At 71.9% G+C, this 15842-nt stretch carries 17 protein-coding genes; 6 read left to right on the forward strand and 11 right to left on the reverse strand.

Going from position 1 to position 15842, the window contains the following annotated elements; genetic code table 11:
* Window positions 1-37: 37 nt before the first annotated feature.
* Entirely contained in the window at window positions 38-877 is an 840-nt protein-coding gene (locus J7I97_RS02320) for an RNA polymerase sigma factor SigF (RefSeq protein WP_214930632.1), read from the forward strand.
* 50 nt (window positions 878-927) lie between these two features.
* Entirely contained in the window at window positions 928-1716 is a 789-nt protein-coding gene (locus J7I97_RS02325) for a hypothetical protein (protein WP_214930633.1), read from the forward strand.
* A gap of 83 nt (window positions 1717-1799) precedes the next feature.
* On the opposite strand, the gene J7I97_RS02330 is transcribed toward J7I97_RS02325, so the two are convergent.
* Window positions 1800-2030: a hypothetical protein gene (locus tag J7I97_RS02330; RefSeq protein ID WP_214930634.1), complete on the reverse strand. Its 231-nt coding sequence runs from the start codon at window positions 2028-2030 to the stop codon at window positions 1800-1802.
* Window positions 2031-2166: 136 nt separating this feature from the next.
* On the opposite strand from J7I97_RS02330, the gene J7I97_RS02335 reads away from it, so the two are divergent.
* Both J7I97_RS02335 and J7I97_RS02340 read left to right on the forward strand, forming a co-directional pair.
* Window positions 2167-2583, forward strand: a complete 417-nt coding sequence (locus tag J7I97_RS02335) for a MarR family winged helix-turn-helix transcriptional regulator (protein ID WP_214930810.1) — start codon at window positions 2167-2169, stop codon at window positions 2581-2583.
* A gap of 13 nt (window positions 2584-2596) precedes the next feature.
* Window positions 2597-4249 carry an MDR family MFS transporter gene (locus J7I97_RS02340; protein ID WP_214930635.1) on the forward strand — a complete coding sequence of 551 codons (1653 nt, stop codon included), beginning with the start codon at window positions 2597-2599 and terminating at the stop codon, window positions 4247-4249.
* Window positions 4250-4290: 41 nt separating this feature from the next.
* Here the strand turns inward: J7I97_RS02340 and J7I97_RS02345 are convergent, their stop codons facing one another.
* The 4 genes from J7I97_RS02345 to J7I97_RS02360 form a co-directional block, all read right to left on the reverse strand.
* Window positions 4291-4905, reverse strand: coding sequence for a TetR/AcrR family transcriptional regulator (locus J7I97_RS02345; protein ID WP_214930636.1), 615 nt, complete (start codon window positions 4903-4905; stop codon window positions 4291-4293).
* A gap of 102 nt (window positions 4906-5007) precedes the next feature.
* Complete coding sequence (locus J7I97_RS02350) at window positions 5008-7158, reverse strand: glycosyltransferase family 39 protein (RefSeq protein ID WP_214930637.1); 2151 nt, start codon at window positions 7156-7158, stop codon at window positions 5008-5010.
* On the reverse strand, window positions 7155-8429 hold the full coding sequence (locus J7I97_RS02355) for a glycosyltransferase (RefSeq protein ID WP_214930638.1): 1275 nt from the start codon (window positions 8427-8429) through the stop codon (window positions 7155-7157). Before J7I97_RS02355 ends, J7I97_RS02350 begins: the two co-directional genes overlap by 4 nt.
* Window positions 8430-8454: 25 nt before the next feature.
* A complete protein-coding gene (locus J7I97_RS02360; protein ID WP_214930811.1) occupies window positions 8455-9972 on the reverse strand; it encodes a cell wall metabolism sensor histidine kinase WalK in 1518 nt (505 codons plus the stop codon).
* 111 nt (window positions 9973-10083) lie between these two features.
* On the opposite strand from J7I97_RS02360, the gene J7I97_RS02365 reads away from it, so the two are divergent.
* Window positions 10084-10221, forward strand: a complete 138-nt coding sequence (locus tag J7I97_RS02365) for a hypothetical protein (protein ID WP_214930825.1) — start codon at window positions 10084-10086, stop codon at window positions 10219-10221.
* Here J7I97_RS02365 and J7I97_RS02370 read toward each other — a convergent pair.
* The 5 genes from J7I97_RS02370 to J7I97_RS02390 form a co-directional block, all read right to left on the reverse strand.
* Window positions 10197-10964 carry a response regulator transcription factor gene (locus J7I97_RS02370; protein ID WP_214930639.1) on the reverse strand — a complete coding sequence of 256 codons (768 nt, stop codon included), beginning with the start codon at window positions 10962-10964 and terminating at the stop codon, window positions 10197-10199. The two genes, J7I97_RS02365 and J7I97_RS02370, sit on opposite strands and share 25 nt — an antisense overlap.
* 142 nt (window positions 10965-11106) lie before the next feature.
* Complete coding sequence (locus J7I97_RS02375; protein ID WP_214930640.1) at window positions 11107-11985, reverse strand: amidohydrolase family protein; 879 nt, start codon at window positions 11983-11985, stop codon at window positions 11107-11109.
* The gene (locus J7I97_RS02380; RefSeq protein ID WP_214930641.1) at window positions 11969-12307 is read right to left on the reverse strand and encodes an antibiotic biosynthesis monooxygenase; all 339 of its coding nucleotides are present in this window, start codon (window positions 12305-12307) and stop codon (window positions 11969-11971) included. The genes J7I97_RS02375 and J7I97_RS02380 overlap by 17 nt, the downstream gene beginning before the upstream one ends.
* A 102-nt stretch (window positions 12308-12409) precedes the next feature.
* Complete coding sequence (locus J7I97_RS02385; RefSeq protein WP_214930642.1) at window positions 12410-13288, reverse strand: DUF2797 domain-containing protein; 879 nt, start codon at window positions 13286-13288, stop codon at window positions 12410-12412.
* Complete coding sequence (locus J7I97_RS02390; protein ID WP_214930643.1) at window positions 13285-13719, reverse strand: Lrp/AsnC family transcriptional regulator; 435 nt, start codon at window positions 13717-13719, stop codon at window positions 13285-13287. The genes J7I97_RS02385 and J7I97_RS02390 overlap by 4 nt, the downstream gene beginning before the upstream one ends.
* 108 nt (window positions 13720-13827) lie before the next feature.
* On the opposite strand from J7I97_RS02390, the gene J7I97_RS02395 reads away from it, so the two are divergent.
* Complete coding sequence (locus J7I97_RS02395) at window positions 13828-14763, forward strand: SMP-30/gluconolactonase/LRE family protein (protein ID WP_214930644.1); 936 nt, start codon at window positions 13828-13830, stop codon at window positions 14761-14763.
* 24 nt (window positions 14764-14787) lie between these two features.
* Here J7I97_RS02395 and J7I97_RS02400 read toward each other — a convergent pair whose 3' ends face one another.
* Window positions 14788-15834 (reverse strand): S1C family serine protease, encoded by a 1047-nt coding sequence (locus J7I97_RS02400; protein WP_308369215.1) that lies wholly within the window; start codon window positions 15832-15834, stop codon window positions 14788-14790.
* Window positions 15835-15842 lie beyond the last annotated feature (8 nt).

The raw sequence follows: 15842 nt of genomic DNA on the forward strand, positions 1-15842 counted from the left end.
GCAGAGACGCGACCGTCCGCGACCTCAAGGGGGTGGCATGTCCGTAGACCAGGGCAGCTCCAAGGTGCTCACGCTCGTCAAGCGTGAGCTGCCGGCAGTGTCCAACCGCTCGGAAGCCATCGACACCCGCACCCTCTCCCGCTCCCTCTTCCAGCGACTTGCCGCCCTGGACGCGGACAGCCCCGAACGTGCGTACGTACGCGACACCCTGATCGAGCTGAACCTGCCGCTGGTGCGCTACGCCGCGGCCCGGTTCCGCAGCCGCAACGAGCCGATGGAGGACATCGTCCAGGTCGGCACCATCGGCCTGATCAAGGCGATCGACCGCTTCGACTGCGAACGCGGCGTGGAGTTCCCGACGTTCGCGATGCCAACCGTCGTGGGTGAGATCAAACGGTTCTTCCGGGACACCTCCTGGTCGGTGCGCGTCCCGCGCCGCCTCCAGGAGCTCCGCCTCGCCCTCACCAAGGCCAGTGACGAGCTCGCCCAGAAACTGGACCGCTCGCCGACCGTGCCGGAGCTCGCCGCCGTGCTCGGGGTCTCCGAGGAGGAGGTCGTCGACGGCCTCGCCGTCGGCAACGCCTACACCGCCTCCTCGCTCGACTCGCCCTCCCCCGAGGACGAGGGCGGCGAGGGCTCGCTCGCGGACCGCCTCGGGTACGAGGACACCGCGCTGGAAGGCGTCGAGTACCGCGAGTCCCTGAAGCCGCTGCTGGCCAAACTCCCGCCCCGGGAACGGCAGATCATCATGCTGCGCTTCTTCGCGAACATGACGCAGTCGCAGATCGGCGAGGAGGTCGGCATCTCCCAGATGCACGTCTCCCGGCTCCTCACGCGCACCCTGGCCCAACTCCGGGTGGGCCTCATCGGCGAGTGAACGGGGCGCAGCCGCTTCCCATTTGACGCATCGTCAGCCAAACTGACGCGATGCGAAAGGGATCACGAGGCGCGTACGTCTGGCTCGCCCTGTGCACGGCCGCCGCCACCCTGACGGGCTGCGGCGGCTCCGCGCGAGACGGCTACGTGGCCGTGGGCGCGGCGGCCCCCGGGCCGGAACGGGGCGCGGGGGAGAACGTGGCACCGCGGGGCGAGGTCGAATTCCAGCCGCTCGCCGCCCCGCCCGCCGCGGCGGGTTCCTCGGCATCCGCCATTACGTCGCCCAGCGCGCCGGGAGCCAGTGCGCCGGCCGGCTCCACCCGAGGCGGAGCCGCGCCCGCCGCCCCCGGGGATACCGCGAGCGCACCCGGCATCACCCCGGGACCGGGCAGCCCTTCCAGCCCGGGCGGCTCCGGCGCCGGGCCTGGAACCACGACACCCGGAACCACCACACCGGGGACCACACACCCGGGGACCACACCCCCGGGGACCACCCCGCCGGGCACCACCGCCCCGCCGCGGCCCCCCGCCACGCCGGCGAAGCTGACGCTGAGCACCCCGACCCGCACGGCGGCGGCCGACCGCTGGTGCGAGCGGGTCACGGTCACCTTCACCAACACCGGTACGACGGCGGCCCGTTCCGGCACCGTCACCTTCTCGACGCACATCATCGGCATCCTGGGCGGCGACTGGGGCACCCGCACCACGACCCAGCCCCTCCCGGCCCCCATCGCGGGCGGCACGGCGAAGACGCAGACCTACACGGTCTGCGTGGACGACTGGCGGGTCCTCTTGGGCATGCACGTGGAGACCCGGACGGTCACGGCGACCTGGAGCTGAGGCCCGGCCTGCCCGACGTGCTCGGACCGCCCGGACCGCCCGGCCTGCCCGGCCTGCCCGCCGTACGTACTACGTCCTACGTCCTAGCGGACGGCCAGCCAGATCACGACGCCGATCACGACCACGGCCGCGAGGCCCAGCCATACGCCCGCCTTCGAGCCGGACTTCTGCTGCGCGGCACGCTGCTGCATCCGCGCCCCCGGACCGGCGGGCCCTGAGGGTGCGGCCTCCTCGACGAACGCACGGAACATCTGGGTGCTGCCCGCCGGGTCGTAGTTGCCCTCGGGGCCCTGTGTGTTGTGGGTGTCAGACATGCCTCAGGACCCTAGCGGGTTTTCCGATTCCTTTACCGCCCCGCCCCCAGGATTCATTTGCCTGTAGCAACCATCCGCTTCTATGGTTGCTCTAAGCAACAAGATTGATGGGGGCTCTCCGGTGACCACGCAGGCAATGCAGAAGTCCCGGTACGAGGAGCTGGCCCGCCAGCTCACCGGAATCGGCGCGGTCAAGCGCGACCTCGCCCGGACCCTGCCCGCCGAATGCCCGCCCGGCTCCGCCGCCGTCCTCACCGTGATCGACCGGCACGGCGCCATGCGGCTCAGCCGGCTCGCCGAGCTCATGGCCATCGACATCTCGGTGACCAGCCGCCACGTCGCCCACGTCGCCGAGCGCGGCTGGATCGACCGCGAGACCGACCCCGGCGACGCCCGCTGCCGGATCCTGCGCCTCACCCCGGCCGGCCGCGCCCTGCTCACCGAGCTCGGCGCCCGGTACACCGGCGCGCTGGAAAGGGCCCTGGCCGACTGGCCGGCCGAGGACATCGACGTACTCAACACCCTGCTGGCCCGACTCCGATCGAGCTTCTAGACAAAGGAAACACATGGCTACGACCACACCCCACGGTGTGCGGGGAGGCGGCCAGTCGGAAACCACGTCCGACGGCGCACCCATGACCCACCCGCAGATCATGAAGGCGCTGTCCGGGCTGATGCTCGGCATGTTCGTGGCGATCCTGTCCTCGACGATCGTCTCCAACGCCCTGCCCCAGATCATCAGCGACCTCGGCGGCACCCAGTCCTCCTACACCTGGGTCGTCACCGCAGCCCTCCTGTCGATGACGGCCGCGACCCCGCTGTGGGGCAAGCTGTCCGACCTCTTCAGCAAGAAGCTGCTGGTCCAGATATCCCTGGTGATCTACGTCCTCGGCTCCGTGGTCGCGGGCCTGTCCCAGAACACCGGCATGCTCATCGCCTGCCGCGTGGTCCAGGGCATCGGCGTCGGCGGCCTGTCCGCCCTCGCGCAGATCGTGATGGCGGCGATGATCTCCCCGCGCGAGCGCGGCCGGTACAGCGGCTACCTCGGCGCGGTCTTCGCAGTCGCCACCGTCGGCGGACCGCTGCTGGGCGGTGTCATCACCGACACCGAGTGGCTGGGCTGGCGCTGGTGCTTCTACGTCGGCGTGCCCTTCGCGATCATCGCGCTGATCGTGCTCCAGAAGACCCTCCGGCTCCCGGTGGTCCGCCGCGACGTCAAGGTCGACTGGCTGGGCGCCTTCCTGATCAGCGGCGCCGTGTCCCTGCTGCTGATCTGGGTCACGCAGGCCGGTGACTCGTACGACTGGATCTCCTGGACGACCCTGGCGATGACCGGCGGCGCGGTGGCGCTCGGCCTGCTCTTCGTCCTCGTCGAGTCCCGCGCGAGCGATCCGATCATCCCGCTGCGGCTGTTCCGCAACAAGACCATCACCCTCGCTTCCGCGGCCTCGCTGTTCGTCGGCATCGCGATGTTCTCGGGCACCGTGTTTTTCAGCCAGTTCTTCCAGCTGGCTCGCGGCGAGTCCCCCACGATGTCCGGAATCCTGACGATTCCGATGATCGGCGGGCTCTTCGTCTCCTCCACTCTTTCCGGTCAGGTGATCACCAAGACCGGTAAGTGGAAGGCCTGGCTCGTCGCCGGCGGTGTGCTCCTGACGGCCGGTCTGGGCCTGCTGGGCACCCTGCGGTACGACACCCCGTACTGGCACATCGCGATCTACATGGCGCTGACCGGGCTCGGTCTCGGCATGATGATGCAGAACCTGGTCCTCGCCACGCAGAACCAGGTGGCCCCCGAGGACCTGGGCGCGGCCAGCTCGGTCGTCACCTTCTTCCGTTCTCTCGGCGGCGCCATGGGCGTCTCGGCGCTCGGCGCGGTCATGGCCACCCGGGTCACCCACTACGTCAAGGACGGGCTGACCGCACTCGGCCCGAAGGCGGCGGCCATGGGCCACGGCGGCACCGCCGGGGGCGCGATCCCCGAGCTCGACAAGCTGCCCGCGCCGTTGCGGCAGGTCATCGAGTCCGCGTACGGGCACGGCGTCGGCGATGTGTTTCTGTACGCCGCCCCGTTCGCGCTGCTCTCGCTGGTGCTGGTGCTGTGCATCAAGGAGGTCGCGCTGAAGTCGAAGCCGGCGGCGCACGCCCCGGCGGCGGCCGGCTCCACCGAGACTGACGCGCCGGCTTCCCTCCCGGAGAAGGCCCAGGCCCAGCTCTAGGGAGGGGCTGGTCCAGCGGCGATGGCCTGGGCGGTGGCGGTCTAGGCGGTGGCGGTCTTCGCCTCGATGCCCGCGATCAGGACGTCGAGCGCGAGGCCGAAGTCGCCCTCGGGCGCCCGCCGGACCGTGCCCCCGCAGCCGTGCAGGAAATGCGAGACGGCCAGGTGGGCGCCGGTCCGGCCGGGGTCCGCCAGGCCGGTGGCGTCCAGCAGCCGCTGCAAGGCGGCGTCGAAGGCCCGGGCGTGCGGGCCGATGTTGGGGTACGTGGCGGTGAGCGGGGCCACCCACGGATGGTCGGCCAGCAGTTGCCGGTAGCCGCAGGCCAGGGCACGCAGACGGCCGGGCCAGGTCTCCGGCGCCGGCCCGGCCGTCAGGGTGAGCTCGCCCAGGGCGCTGTCCAGGGCGAGTTCGAGCAGATCGTGCTTGGTGTCCACGTACCAGTACAGGGACATCGCGGTGACCCCGAGCGCGGCGGCGAGGCGCCGCATCGAGAACCGGCCCAGCCCTTCGGCATCGAGCAGCCGCACGGTGGCGGCGGTGATCCGGTCCCGGTCGAGGCCGGAGGGTGCCTCGGTGCGGCGTCTGGCCGGGGCGGCGGGCCTGGCGGCCAGCCACACACTGGTCCGGGTCTTGCCGGAATCGGCCGCGGTCACCATGGAGGCACCCTCCTCACGACAGGTGGATCAGCCCGGAATGCCCGGTCCGCCCTCTTGATGCTCCTCTTGATGCTAGGGGGTGCGTCTCAAATTCCGGTCGGATCAGGACGTGCCGGAGGTGGAAGCCGTGAGGTCGTAGAAGGTGGCTCCGCCGACCGTGGTGGCCTTGAAGTTGGCCTTCACCCAGGTCTCGATGGCGCTGCTGGTGCCGCCGCCCGGGCCACCCATGCCGCCCGCACGGTTCATGCCCGGGGCCTCGCCCGGGCCGCCGCCACCCTCAACGCCCTGGCCGCTGCTCTGGGCGCCGCTCTGGCCGATGAACCAGTGGATCTTCCCCGCCTTCACGTACTCCTGGAACTGCTTCAGCGTCGGCGAAGGGTCGCTCCCGTTGAAGCCGCCGACCGGCATGACCGGGACGCCGGAGGCCAGTTGGTAGCTCGCCGCGTTCTGGGAGCCGATGGCGGCTGCCGCCCAGGTGTACCTCGCGGCGTCGGTGCGCAGGGCCGCCTTCGCCTCGGCGCTGGCCTCTGTACCGTTCAGCAGGCCGCCCATACCGCCCGGGCCGCCGCCCATCCGCTCGACGCCGCGCCCGCCTTGACCTGCCTGGCCGCCCTGGCCCGCGGGGGCGCCCTGGCCGCCTGGGCCGCCCGGCATCATCCGGCCCGGCACTGCGCCCTGCGGGGCGGCGCCGCCCGGCAGGTAGAAGGTGCGCAGGCCCTGGCCACCGGGGCCGCCCGGGCCGCCCATCCCGCCCCGGCCGCCCATGACCGCGGGGCCGGCCGTCACGATCGACCCCTGGTGCGCGGTGCCCACCGTGGTCAGGCAGTAAGCGAGCGGCCCCGCGAGCGCCGCACCCAGGCCCACGGCGGCCACCGCGAGCAGCCCCCGGCGCCCCAGCCGGCCGGCGAAGGGCAGCACGGCCGCCGCCCCGAGTCCGGCGGCGAGCACGGTCCAGCGCAGCCACGGCACGTACCCGGTGGAGCGGCCGAGCAGCACGAACGCCCAGTACGCGGTCAGCGCGAGGGTTCCGGCGAGGGTGAGGGAGGCGGCCCGGCTGCCCCGCTCCTCCCACAGCACGACGACGCCCATGCCGACGAGCGCGGCCACGAAGGGCGCCAGCGCGACGGTGTAGTACTCGTGGAAGATGCCCTGCATATAGCTGAACACCAGCGCGGTGATCAGCAGCGAGCCGCCCCAGGCCAGGAAGGCCGCCCGGGCCATGCTCTCCAGCGAGTCGGTGGCCCGGCGAGCCCGCCAGGTGATCACCAGGCCGGCCACGAGCAGCACCAGGGCCGTCGGCAGCAGCCAGGAGATCTGACCGCCGATATTGGCCGAGAACAGCCGGTCGATGCCGGTCTCCCCCCAGCTCATCCCCCCGCCACCGCCGGCGCGTCCGCCACCGCCGACGCTGCCGGTCTCGTTGCCGTTGATCCGGCCGAGGCCGTTGTAGCCGAGGGTCAGCTCCAGGAAGGAGTTGTTCTGCGAACCGCCGATGTACGGGCGGGAGGAGGCGGGCCAGAGCTTCACGACGGCCACCCACCAGCCCCCGGCCAGGACCATCGCGAGCCCGGCGAGCAGCAGCTGGCCCAGGCGCCGGCGCAAGCCGGTGGGCGCGCAGACCGCGTACAGCAGGGCGAGCGGCGGCAGGATGACGAAGGCCTGGAGGGTCTTGGTGAGGAAGGCGAAGCCGACCGCCACGCCCGCCCAGAGCAGCCACTTCGTCCGGGCCCCGTCGAGGGCGCGCAGGACGCAGTACACCGTGACGGTGAGCAGCAGGGTGAGCAGCGCGTCGGGGTTGTTGAAGCGGAACATCAGCGCGGCGACGGGCGTGAGCGCGAAGACGGTGCCGCTCAGCAGCGCGGCGACCGGTCCGAACTGACGGCGTACGGCGGCGTAGAGCACGGCGGTGGTGGCGACGCCCATCAGGGCCTGCGGGACGAGGATCTGCCAGGCTCCGAGCCCGAACAGCCGGACGGAGAGCGCCATCGGCCACAGGGCGGCCGGGGGCTTGTCGACGGTGATGGAGTTGCCCGCGTCGGAGGAGCCGAAGAAGAAGGCCTTCCAGCTCTCGGAGCCTGCCTGGACGGCTGCGGAGTAGAAGGAGTTGGCGTAGCCGGAGGCGCCGAGGTCCCACAGCAGCAGGAGGGCGGTGGCGATCAGGAGTGCGGCGTAGGCGGGGCGTTCCCAGCGCGGGCGGAGGGTGTGCGCCCTGGCCGCGACGGGCGGGAAGAGCGGCAGTGCTGCCGTGGTCATCGGATGTCGTCCTTCGCAGGAGTGGTGCGCCGCTCGGGGAAGACCCAGGCGCGGAAGAGCAGGAACCTCAGCACGGTGGCGGCGAGGTTGGCCGTGATCAGGACGGCCAGTTCGGTGCTGTGGGCCGGGTCGGCGCTGGCCGCGCCGAGGGCGGCGAGCGAGCCACTGGTCAGGGCCAGCCCGATGCCGAACACGACGAGCCCCTGGGCCTGGTGGCGTACGGCCCGGGCCCGGCCCCGCACCCCGAAGGTGAGCCGGCGGTTGGCGGCGGTGTTGCCGACGGCGGAGAGCAGCAGGGCCGCCGCGTTGGCGGCCTGGGGCCCGGCTCCGGCGCGGAAGGCGGAGTACAGCAGCAGGTAGAGCAGGGTGCTCAGCACCCCGACGACACAGAAGCCGAGGAACTGGCGGGCCAGCCCGCTGGGCACTCCGGGCAGGGCGGTCCGGTCGCGCGGGTCGTCGCCGAAGGGGCGGGAGAGCCGGTCGAGCGGGAGCGCCCCGACGGCCAGCGCCCTGCCGACCCGCCAGACACCCTTGAGGTCCTCGGTGGCGGTGCGCACGATGTGGACGGTGGAGTCGGGATCGTCCACCCAGTCCACCGGCACCTCGTGGATCCGCAGCCCGGCCCGCTCGGCGAGCACCAGCAGCTCGGTGTCGAAGAACCAGCCGGAGTCCTCCACCAGCGGCAGCAGCCGCTCCGCGACCTCCCGGCGTATCGCCTTGAACCCGCACTGGGCGTCGCTGAACCGGGCGGCCAGGGAGGAGCGCAGGAGCAGATTGTAGGCCCGGGAGACGAACTCCCGCTTCGCTCCGCGCACCACGCGGGAGGAACGGGCGAGGCGGGTGCCGATGGCGAGGTCGGAGTGGCCGGAGATCAGCGGGGCGACCAGCGGCAGCAGTGCGTTGAGGTCGGTGGAGAGGTCCACGTCCATGTACGCGAGGACGGGCGCCTCGGAATCGGACCACACGGTGCGCAGGGCGCGGCCGCGGCCCTTCTCCTCCAGCCGGGTGCTGCGTACGCCGTCGACGGTGTCGGCGAGGGTGGCCGCGACCTCGGGGGTGCGGTCGGTGCTCGCGTTGTCGGCGATGGTGATGCGGAAGGGGTACGGGAAGGTCCGGGTGAGGTGCTCGTGCAGCCGACGCACACAAGGGCCGAGGTCCTTCTCCTCGTTGAACACCGGGATCACCACGTCGAGTACGGGCTCGCCGGGCACAGGCTGGAGGGGCGCCCGGGCCGGGAGGGCGCCAAGGCCGGGAGAGGTGTCGATTGGCATGGACCGACCCTCGCCGGGCGGGCTGTCACCGCTGTGTGGTGAGCCTGTGGCCCGTCTGTGAGTCCTGGTGCTGGGCCTGGTACTGGTGCTGGTGCTGGTGCTTGTGCCTGTCGGCGTCGGCGGCGAGCGGCAGCAGCACCTGGAAGCGGGTCCGCCCCGGCTCGCTCTCCACATCGACCCGTCCCCCGTGCGCCGAGACCACCGCCTCGACGATGGCGAGCCCGAGTCCGGTGGAACCCGCCGCCCGGGAGCGGGAGGCGTCGCCCCGGGCGAAGCGCTCGAAGATGTGGGGGAGCAGGGCCGGGGGGATCCCGGGCCCGTTGTCCTCGATCCGCAGCCGGACGGCGGATGTTTCACGTGAAACATGCGCGGTGACGGTGGTGCCCGGCGGGGTGTGGGTGCGGGCGTTGGCGAGGAGGTTCACCAGGACCTGCTGGATCCGCGCGGAGTCGCCCCGGACGGGCGCGGGCTCGTCCGGGAGTTCCAGGCGCCAGTGGTGTTCGGGCCCGGCGGCCCGGGCATCGCTTACGGCGTCCACGACGAGCGGGGCGAGGTCGGTCTCGTCGGAGGAGAGCGGGCGGCCCGCGTCGAGCCGGGCCAGCAGCAGGAGGTCCTCGACCAGGCCGGTCATCCGGGTGGCCTCGGACTCGATCCGGCCCAGGGCGTGCCGGGTGTCGGGGCCGGGCTCCTCCCGTCCCCGTCGGGTGAGTTCGGCGTAGCCGCGGATGGAGGCCAGCGGGGTGCGCAGCTCGTGACTGGCGTCGGCGACGAACTGCCGGACCCGGGTCTCGCTCTGCTGGCGGACGGTGAGGGCGGAGGAGACATGGCCCAGCATCCGGTTGAGGGCCGCGCCGACCTGGCCCACCTCGGTGCGCGGGTCGGCCTCGGCGTCCGGGACACGTTCGTGCAGGGCGGGCTCGCCGCTGTGCAGGGTGAGTTCGGAGACCCGGGTCGCGGTGGCGGCCACCCGGCGCAGCGGGCGCAGGGCGACTCCGACCAGGGCCTGCCCGGCGAGGGAGGCCGCGATCAGCCCGGCCAGGGTGACGCAGACCTCCACCGCGATCAGGATGCGGACGGTGGAGTCGACCCCGTCGAGCGGGAACCCGAGGACCATGCTCCCGTCGGGGGCGGTGAGCACCCGGTAGTCCCCCAGCCCGGGCAGCTTCAGGTCCACCGGGCCGAACCCGCCGGGGACGGCCTTGCGGGCGGCTTCGGCGAAGACGGCGCTCTGGGCCTCGGTGAGGGGCTGGCGGTGGTCGAGGGCGGGCCCGTCGGCGGGGACGATCCGGGCAGTGCCGATCACCTTCCCGGCGGCGTCGAGCCGGATCCCGGCGGTGCCGAGGGGGGATCCGGGTGGCAGCACGAAGCCGAGGGTGCTCTCGTGTGTCCCCTTCCCGAAGCCGGGTCCGCGGATGGCCATGCCCACGGAGGTACGCAGCTGGTCGTCGAGCTGGTCGACCAGGTAGGACCGCAGCGCGAGGGTGGTCACGGTTCCGATGGCGGCGCCCACGACGGCGATCAGCGCCACGGCCGAGAACACCAGCCGGGTCCGCAGGGACCAGGGCCGCCGGAGGCGACTCGGGCGCGCGGACCGGCGTACGGCCCGGGGAAAGGGGAGAGGGCGGAGGGCCCGGGGAAAAGGGAGACGGCGGAGATGGCGGAGATGGCAGAGACGGCGGAGACGGCGGAGACGGCGGAGACGGCGGAGACGGCGGAGACGGCGGAGACGGCGGAGACGGCGGAGACGGCGGAGACGGCGGAGCTTCACTACTCGGCCGGCTTGATCAGGTAGCCGGCGCCGCGCCGGGTGTGGATCATCGGCGGCCGCCCGGGGCCGCTCTCCAGCTTCCGCCGCAGGTAGGAGATGTACAGCTCGACCACATTGGCCTGGCCTCCGAAGTCGTACGACCACACCCGGTCCAGGATCTGCGCCTTGCTCAGCACCCGGCGCGGATTGCGCATCAGGTAGCGCAGCAGCTCGAACTCGGTGGCGGTCAGGTGGATCTCCTGACCGCCCCGCGTCACCTCGTGGCTGTCCTCGTCGAGCCGCAGATCCCCCACGGCCAGGACCGAGCCGCCGCGCGCCGCCTGCGCGGCACCCGAGCGGCGGACCAGGCCGCGCAGCCGGGCCACGACCTCCTCCAGGCTGAACGGCTTGGTGACGTAGTCGTCGCCGCCCGCCGTCAGGCCCGCGATCCGGTCCTCCACCGAGTCCTTGGCGGTCAGGAACAGCACCGGGACCTGCGGGATCTCCCGCCGCAGCCGCCCGAGGACGGCCAGGCCGTCCATGTCGGGGAGCATGATGTCGAGGACCACCACGTCGGGACGGAACTCCCGCGCCGCCCGCACCGCGCCCGCCCCGTCGCCCGCGCTGCGGACCTCGCAGCCCTCGTAGCGCAGGGCCATGGACAGGAGCTCGGAGAGCGCGGCCTCGTCGTCGACCACGAGCACCCGGCAGGGGCCGCCGTCGGGCCGCACGAGGGCCGTGGGGTTACTGGTGGACGTGGACGCGTGGGAGGTGGTCGTCGCAGTCATGAGGACACGCTGTCCCGTGCCTCTGAGAGCGTTCTTGTCCCTTCCTGTGAATTTCCTGAGAAACGCCCGGCCCCTCAGCCAGCTCAGCCCCTCAGCCAGCTCAGCCCCTCAGCCAGCCCAGGCCCTCAGCCCGTTCAGGCCCTCAGTCGAGGCGGAACAACCGGGCGCCGTTGTCGTGGCAGACCGCCCGCAGCCAGTCGTCACCCAGGCCGAGCCGTTCCAGAGCCTCCAGCTGGTGCTCGTACGGGTAGGGGATGTTCGGGAAGTCGGTACCGAGCAGGATCCGGTCACCGAGGTCGGCGAGCCGCCCGACGTCGCCCGGCGGGAACCCGCTGAACTGTTCGGAGAAGTCGGTGAAGGCCATCGTGGTGTCGAGGCGGACCTCGGCGTACCGGTCGGCCAGGTCGAGGAAGTCCGCGTACTCGGGCATGCCCATGTGCGCAATGATCAGCGGCAGCCGCGGATGCCGGGCCAGCAGCCGGGCGATCGGCTCCGGGCCGGTGTACTTGCCCGGGACCGGCCCCGAACCACAATGGATCACGACGGGGATGCCGGCCTCGGCGAGCAGCCCCCAGACCGGGGCGAGCCGGTCGTCGTTCGGGTCGTAGCCGCCGACCTGGAGGTGTGCCTTGAAGACGCGGGCGCCGGCCTCCACCGCCTGCCGGGTGTAATCCCCCACGCCCTCCTCCGGGAAGAAGGTGGCGGTGTGCAGGCAGTCCGGGGTCCGGGCGGCGAAATCGGCGGCCCAGGAATTGAGCCAGGCGGCCATCGCGGGCTTGTGCGGGTACAGCATGGCGGTGAAGGCCCGCACCCCGAACTCCCGCAGCAGCGCGACCCGCTGCTCCTCCTCGTGCCGGTAGGTGATGGGCCACTCGACGCCGGTCAGCGGGCCGACCGCGTCGAAGTAGTCCCACACCTTGTCCAGGACCCGCTCGGGCATGAAGTGGGTGTGTACGTCGACCAGTCCGGGCAGCCCGAGCCGCTCCCGGAAGGCGCGGACCGCCTCAGCCGTTGCGGGCAAAGCCGTGGCTCCGCTCTACCGTGGCGACGTGAAGGGTGTAGCTCTCGTACCAGTCGGCGCGGCCCTGTGCCATGGCCGCCTGGTGCTCCAAGTCCTCCCGCCAGGCGGTGAGGGACTCCTGGTCGCGGAAGTAGGCGACGGTGATGCCGAGGCCGCCGGGGTTGCGCGCGGACTCGTAGCCGAGGAAGCCGGGGATCTCGCCCACGATCTCCTTCATCCGGGAGAGGGTCTCCGGGTAGCCGCTGTCGTCCGGGGTGCGGACACTGGTGAAAACCGCCATCAGGTAAGGCGGTTCGAAGGCCGGTACAGGCTGGATGCTCATGGCCTCCACCCTCGGCGGCGAGCCCCTGGCATGTCCACGGGTAAGAGGCCCTGGAGGCCAAAGGGATCCAAGTTTTGACCTTGGAAACCCGGGCCTGTGTGGTCAAAACAGCCCGTCCTGCTCAAGGTCCACGGGTGGCGTGATCCCCACGACCGGCACGTCGGTGGCGCTGTGCTCGCCGGGGGCGACCAGCTCCCAGCCGGCCAGCAGCCGGGTGTCCACCACCAGCCCGTCCGCGACATGCAGATCCGGCCCGGCCGCGCCCGCCAGCCGACCCGCCACCACCCCTCCCGGCACCATCCCGGTGATCACCCGGGTGGGCACCGGCAGCCCTCTCAGCCCGAACGCCCGCGCGTGATCGACGGCTTCACAGCCCACCCGCTCCAGCGACTCCGGCCACCCGGGCAGCGCCACGGCCCGGGCGTGCAGTTCGGCGACCTCCCGGGCCCGCTCGGGCTCCGGCGGCAGGTGGGCCCGTACGGCGCGCTTGCGGGCGTACGCGATCCGGTCGGGCACGCCCAGCGCCGCCCGCAGCAGCTCCTCGGTCCGCCGGGCGGCCATCAGCGGCCCGCGGCCCAGCCAGGCCCAGGTCACCGCCCCCTGCTCCAGCAGCCGGGCCGAGCCGCGCTCCTCGGCGGTGATGCCGACCTTGACCAGCCCGGGCCCGAACCAGGCCAGGTACACCCGGTAGGTGCGCGGATCGGCGGCGTTGGTGTCGGCGGCCACCGAGAAGGACCGGTCCAGGCGGGCGCACTGGGGGCACTGGGCGTTCCCCGTCCGGGCGGGCACGGTCGCGGCCGTCGGACACGGGGTCCGCTTCCCGGCCCGCCGCACGCCGAGGCAGTGCCGCTCCCCGCGGGCGGCGAAGGCGAGCGGCTGCCCGTACACGAGCACGCTGGTCCGCTCCCCGCGCCCCTCCCCGTACCAGCCGATGGCCGGGCGCCCCTCGCTCCACCGGATCCCGGTGCACCACCAGGTCACAGCGGGAGGGGACGCTCGAAGAAGGTCTCCAGTACGACGGTCGCGTGCGTACCGCTCACGCCGTCGATGCCGTAGAGGCGGCGCAGCACGTCCTGCAACTGCTCCGTCGAGGCCGTGCGCACCTTCACCAGCACGGAGGCGCTGCCCGCGATGATGTGCGCCTCCTGGATCTCGGCGATCCCTTCGAACGCGGCCGCGGAGTCCCCCATCCAGGCGGTGGAATCGACCATCACGTAGGCCAGCACCCCGCTGCCGACGGCGGCGGGATCCACCTCGACCGTCGTCCGCCGGATGACCCCGCGCTCCCGCAGCTTGCGCACCCGCTCGTGGGTGGCCCCCGCCGACAGCCCGACGGCTGCGCCGAGGGTGGCGTAGGACTGGCCCGCGTCCTGCTGGAGGCGCCGGACGAGCGCCCGGTCGATGTCGTCCACGCGATCTTCCTCCCGTATCCCCGTCAGGCCTTGCGAAGACAGTACCGGATCCTGCAATCTCATCTTCATGCCGAACACAATTCGGTGGCTCATCCGTTGGGGGAAATCATGTCAGGCATTGCCGACCTCAATCTGTACGAGATCCTGGACGACCGTTTCCGTACCGGCCGCTGTGCCAACGGCGACGCGCGGCTGGAGCGGCTCTACGACGGCTGCCGCTGGGCGGAGGGGCCGCTGTACCTGCCGGCCTGGCGCCAGCTGGTGTGGAGCGACATCCCCAACGACCGGATGCTGCGCTGGGACGAGGCGAGCGGCGCGGTCTCCGTCTTCCGCTCCCCGGCCGGCCACTCCAACGGCAACACCCTGGACCGCGAGGGCCGCCTGATCACCTGCGAGCAGGGCAACCGGCGCGTGACCCGCACCGAACCGGACGGCACTCTCACCGTCATCGCCGACCGGTACGAGGGCAAGCGGCTCAACAGCCCGAACGACGCGGTGGTGCGCTCGGACGGCTCCATCTGGTTCTCCGACCCGGACTTCGGGATCACCAACGACTACGAGGGCCGTCGCGCGCCGAGTGAGATCGGCGCCTGCAACCTCTACCGCGCCGACCCATCGAGCGGCGATGTCCGGCTGGTCGCGGACGGCTTCCTGGGTCCGAACGGCCTGGTCTTCTCGCCCGACGAGAGCGAGCTGTACGCGGCGGACACCCGCGCGGGCCACATCCGCGCCTTCAAGGTCACCGACGAGGGCACCCTGACGGACGACCGCGTCTTCGCGCAGTGCCGCCCGCTCGACAACATCCGTTTCGACGACGAGGGCCGGCTGTGGGCGGCCGCGATGGAGTCAGGAGTGCACTGCTACGCGCCGGACGGCACCCTGATCGGCCGCCTGCGCGTCCCGGAGCCGGTCTCGAACATCGCCTTCGGCGGCCCGAAGAACAACCGCCTCTTCATCACCGCCACCACCTCCCTGTACTCCCTGGTGATGTCGGTGACGGGCCTGCCGCGCGTCCTCTCGCCCTCTCGCCCTCTCGCCCTCTAACCCTCTGATCTTCTTTAGCCCTCTCTAGGGCTTCGCCGGGGACAGCGTCAGATTCTCAGCCCAGGCCTCCCCGAACTTGTACTTGGTCCCCGCGACGTTGAAGGACCAGACCCCCTCCAAGGCCAACTTCTCGCCGGGCGCGGCCGACTGCAGGATGTCGCAGACGTCACCGACGGAGGTCACGGGCGTGTCCTTTACGTCCGTGATCAGGTCCCCGCCCCCGAGATGCGCCTTGTACGCGGGCGAGTTGGTCCGCACGTTCAGGACGACCACGCCGTCCACCCCGGAGTTGATCAGCTTCTTCTGGTCCCTCGCGACGCCGGCTTGATCCTCAGGTACGAACTCCTCACTCAGCCCTGGGTCGCTCAGCGCCGCGATGTTCCAGCCGGGGTCGTTCTTGGTGTCCCCTGCGGCAAGCGAGTCCAGCAGCGGCCGGACGTGGTCGCTGCTGATGGCGTAGAACTGCCCCGACACCTCACCGGTGGCCCTCAGGGTGTTGATCCCGACGACCTCACCCTTGCCGTTGAGCAGCGGACCGCCGGAGTTGCCGGGGTTCAGCGTCGCGGAGTGCTGGATGGTGTCGGGGTACCTGGGCAGCGAGGGCGACGGCTCGGCGTTCTTGACGTCGGAGTTCTGCACCGACCCGGTGGTGAAGGCAGCCTTCGCGGAGCTCTGGTCCCCGTACGATTCGGGGTACCCGAGGGCCGTCACACTGTCCGCGGTCTCCACATCCTTGCTGGAGCCGAACTTCAGCTCCTTCAAGCCGTCTTGGGGCGCGGAGAACTTCAGCACGGCCAAGTCCTCGCAGGGGTCCACGCCGAGCACCTGCACCGGTGCCGGGGGGTGGTCCCCGACGGCGGCCTTGAGCGCGGCCTGGCCCTGCACGACGTGCGCATTGGTGACGATCAGCCCTTGGCCGGCGTCGTAGACGACTCCGGTACCGGCAGAGTCGGACCCCAGCACATGCACGGTGGCAGGCGCGGCCCGCTCGTAGATCTCCTTCGGGTCGAGATCGTCCGCGAGGGCCGATCCGCCCATCACCCCGAGCACCACAGCCGTGGCAACGGCCACAGCCCCAA

The sequence above is a fragment of the Streptomyces sp. ISL-87 genome, assembly GCF_018614095.1.
In the GTDB taxonomy this organism is placed as follows: domain Bacteria; phylum Actinomycetota; class Actinomycetes; order Streptomycetales; family Streptomycetaceae; genus Streptomyces.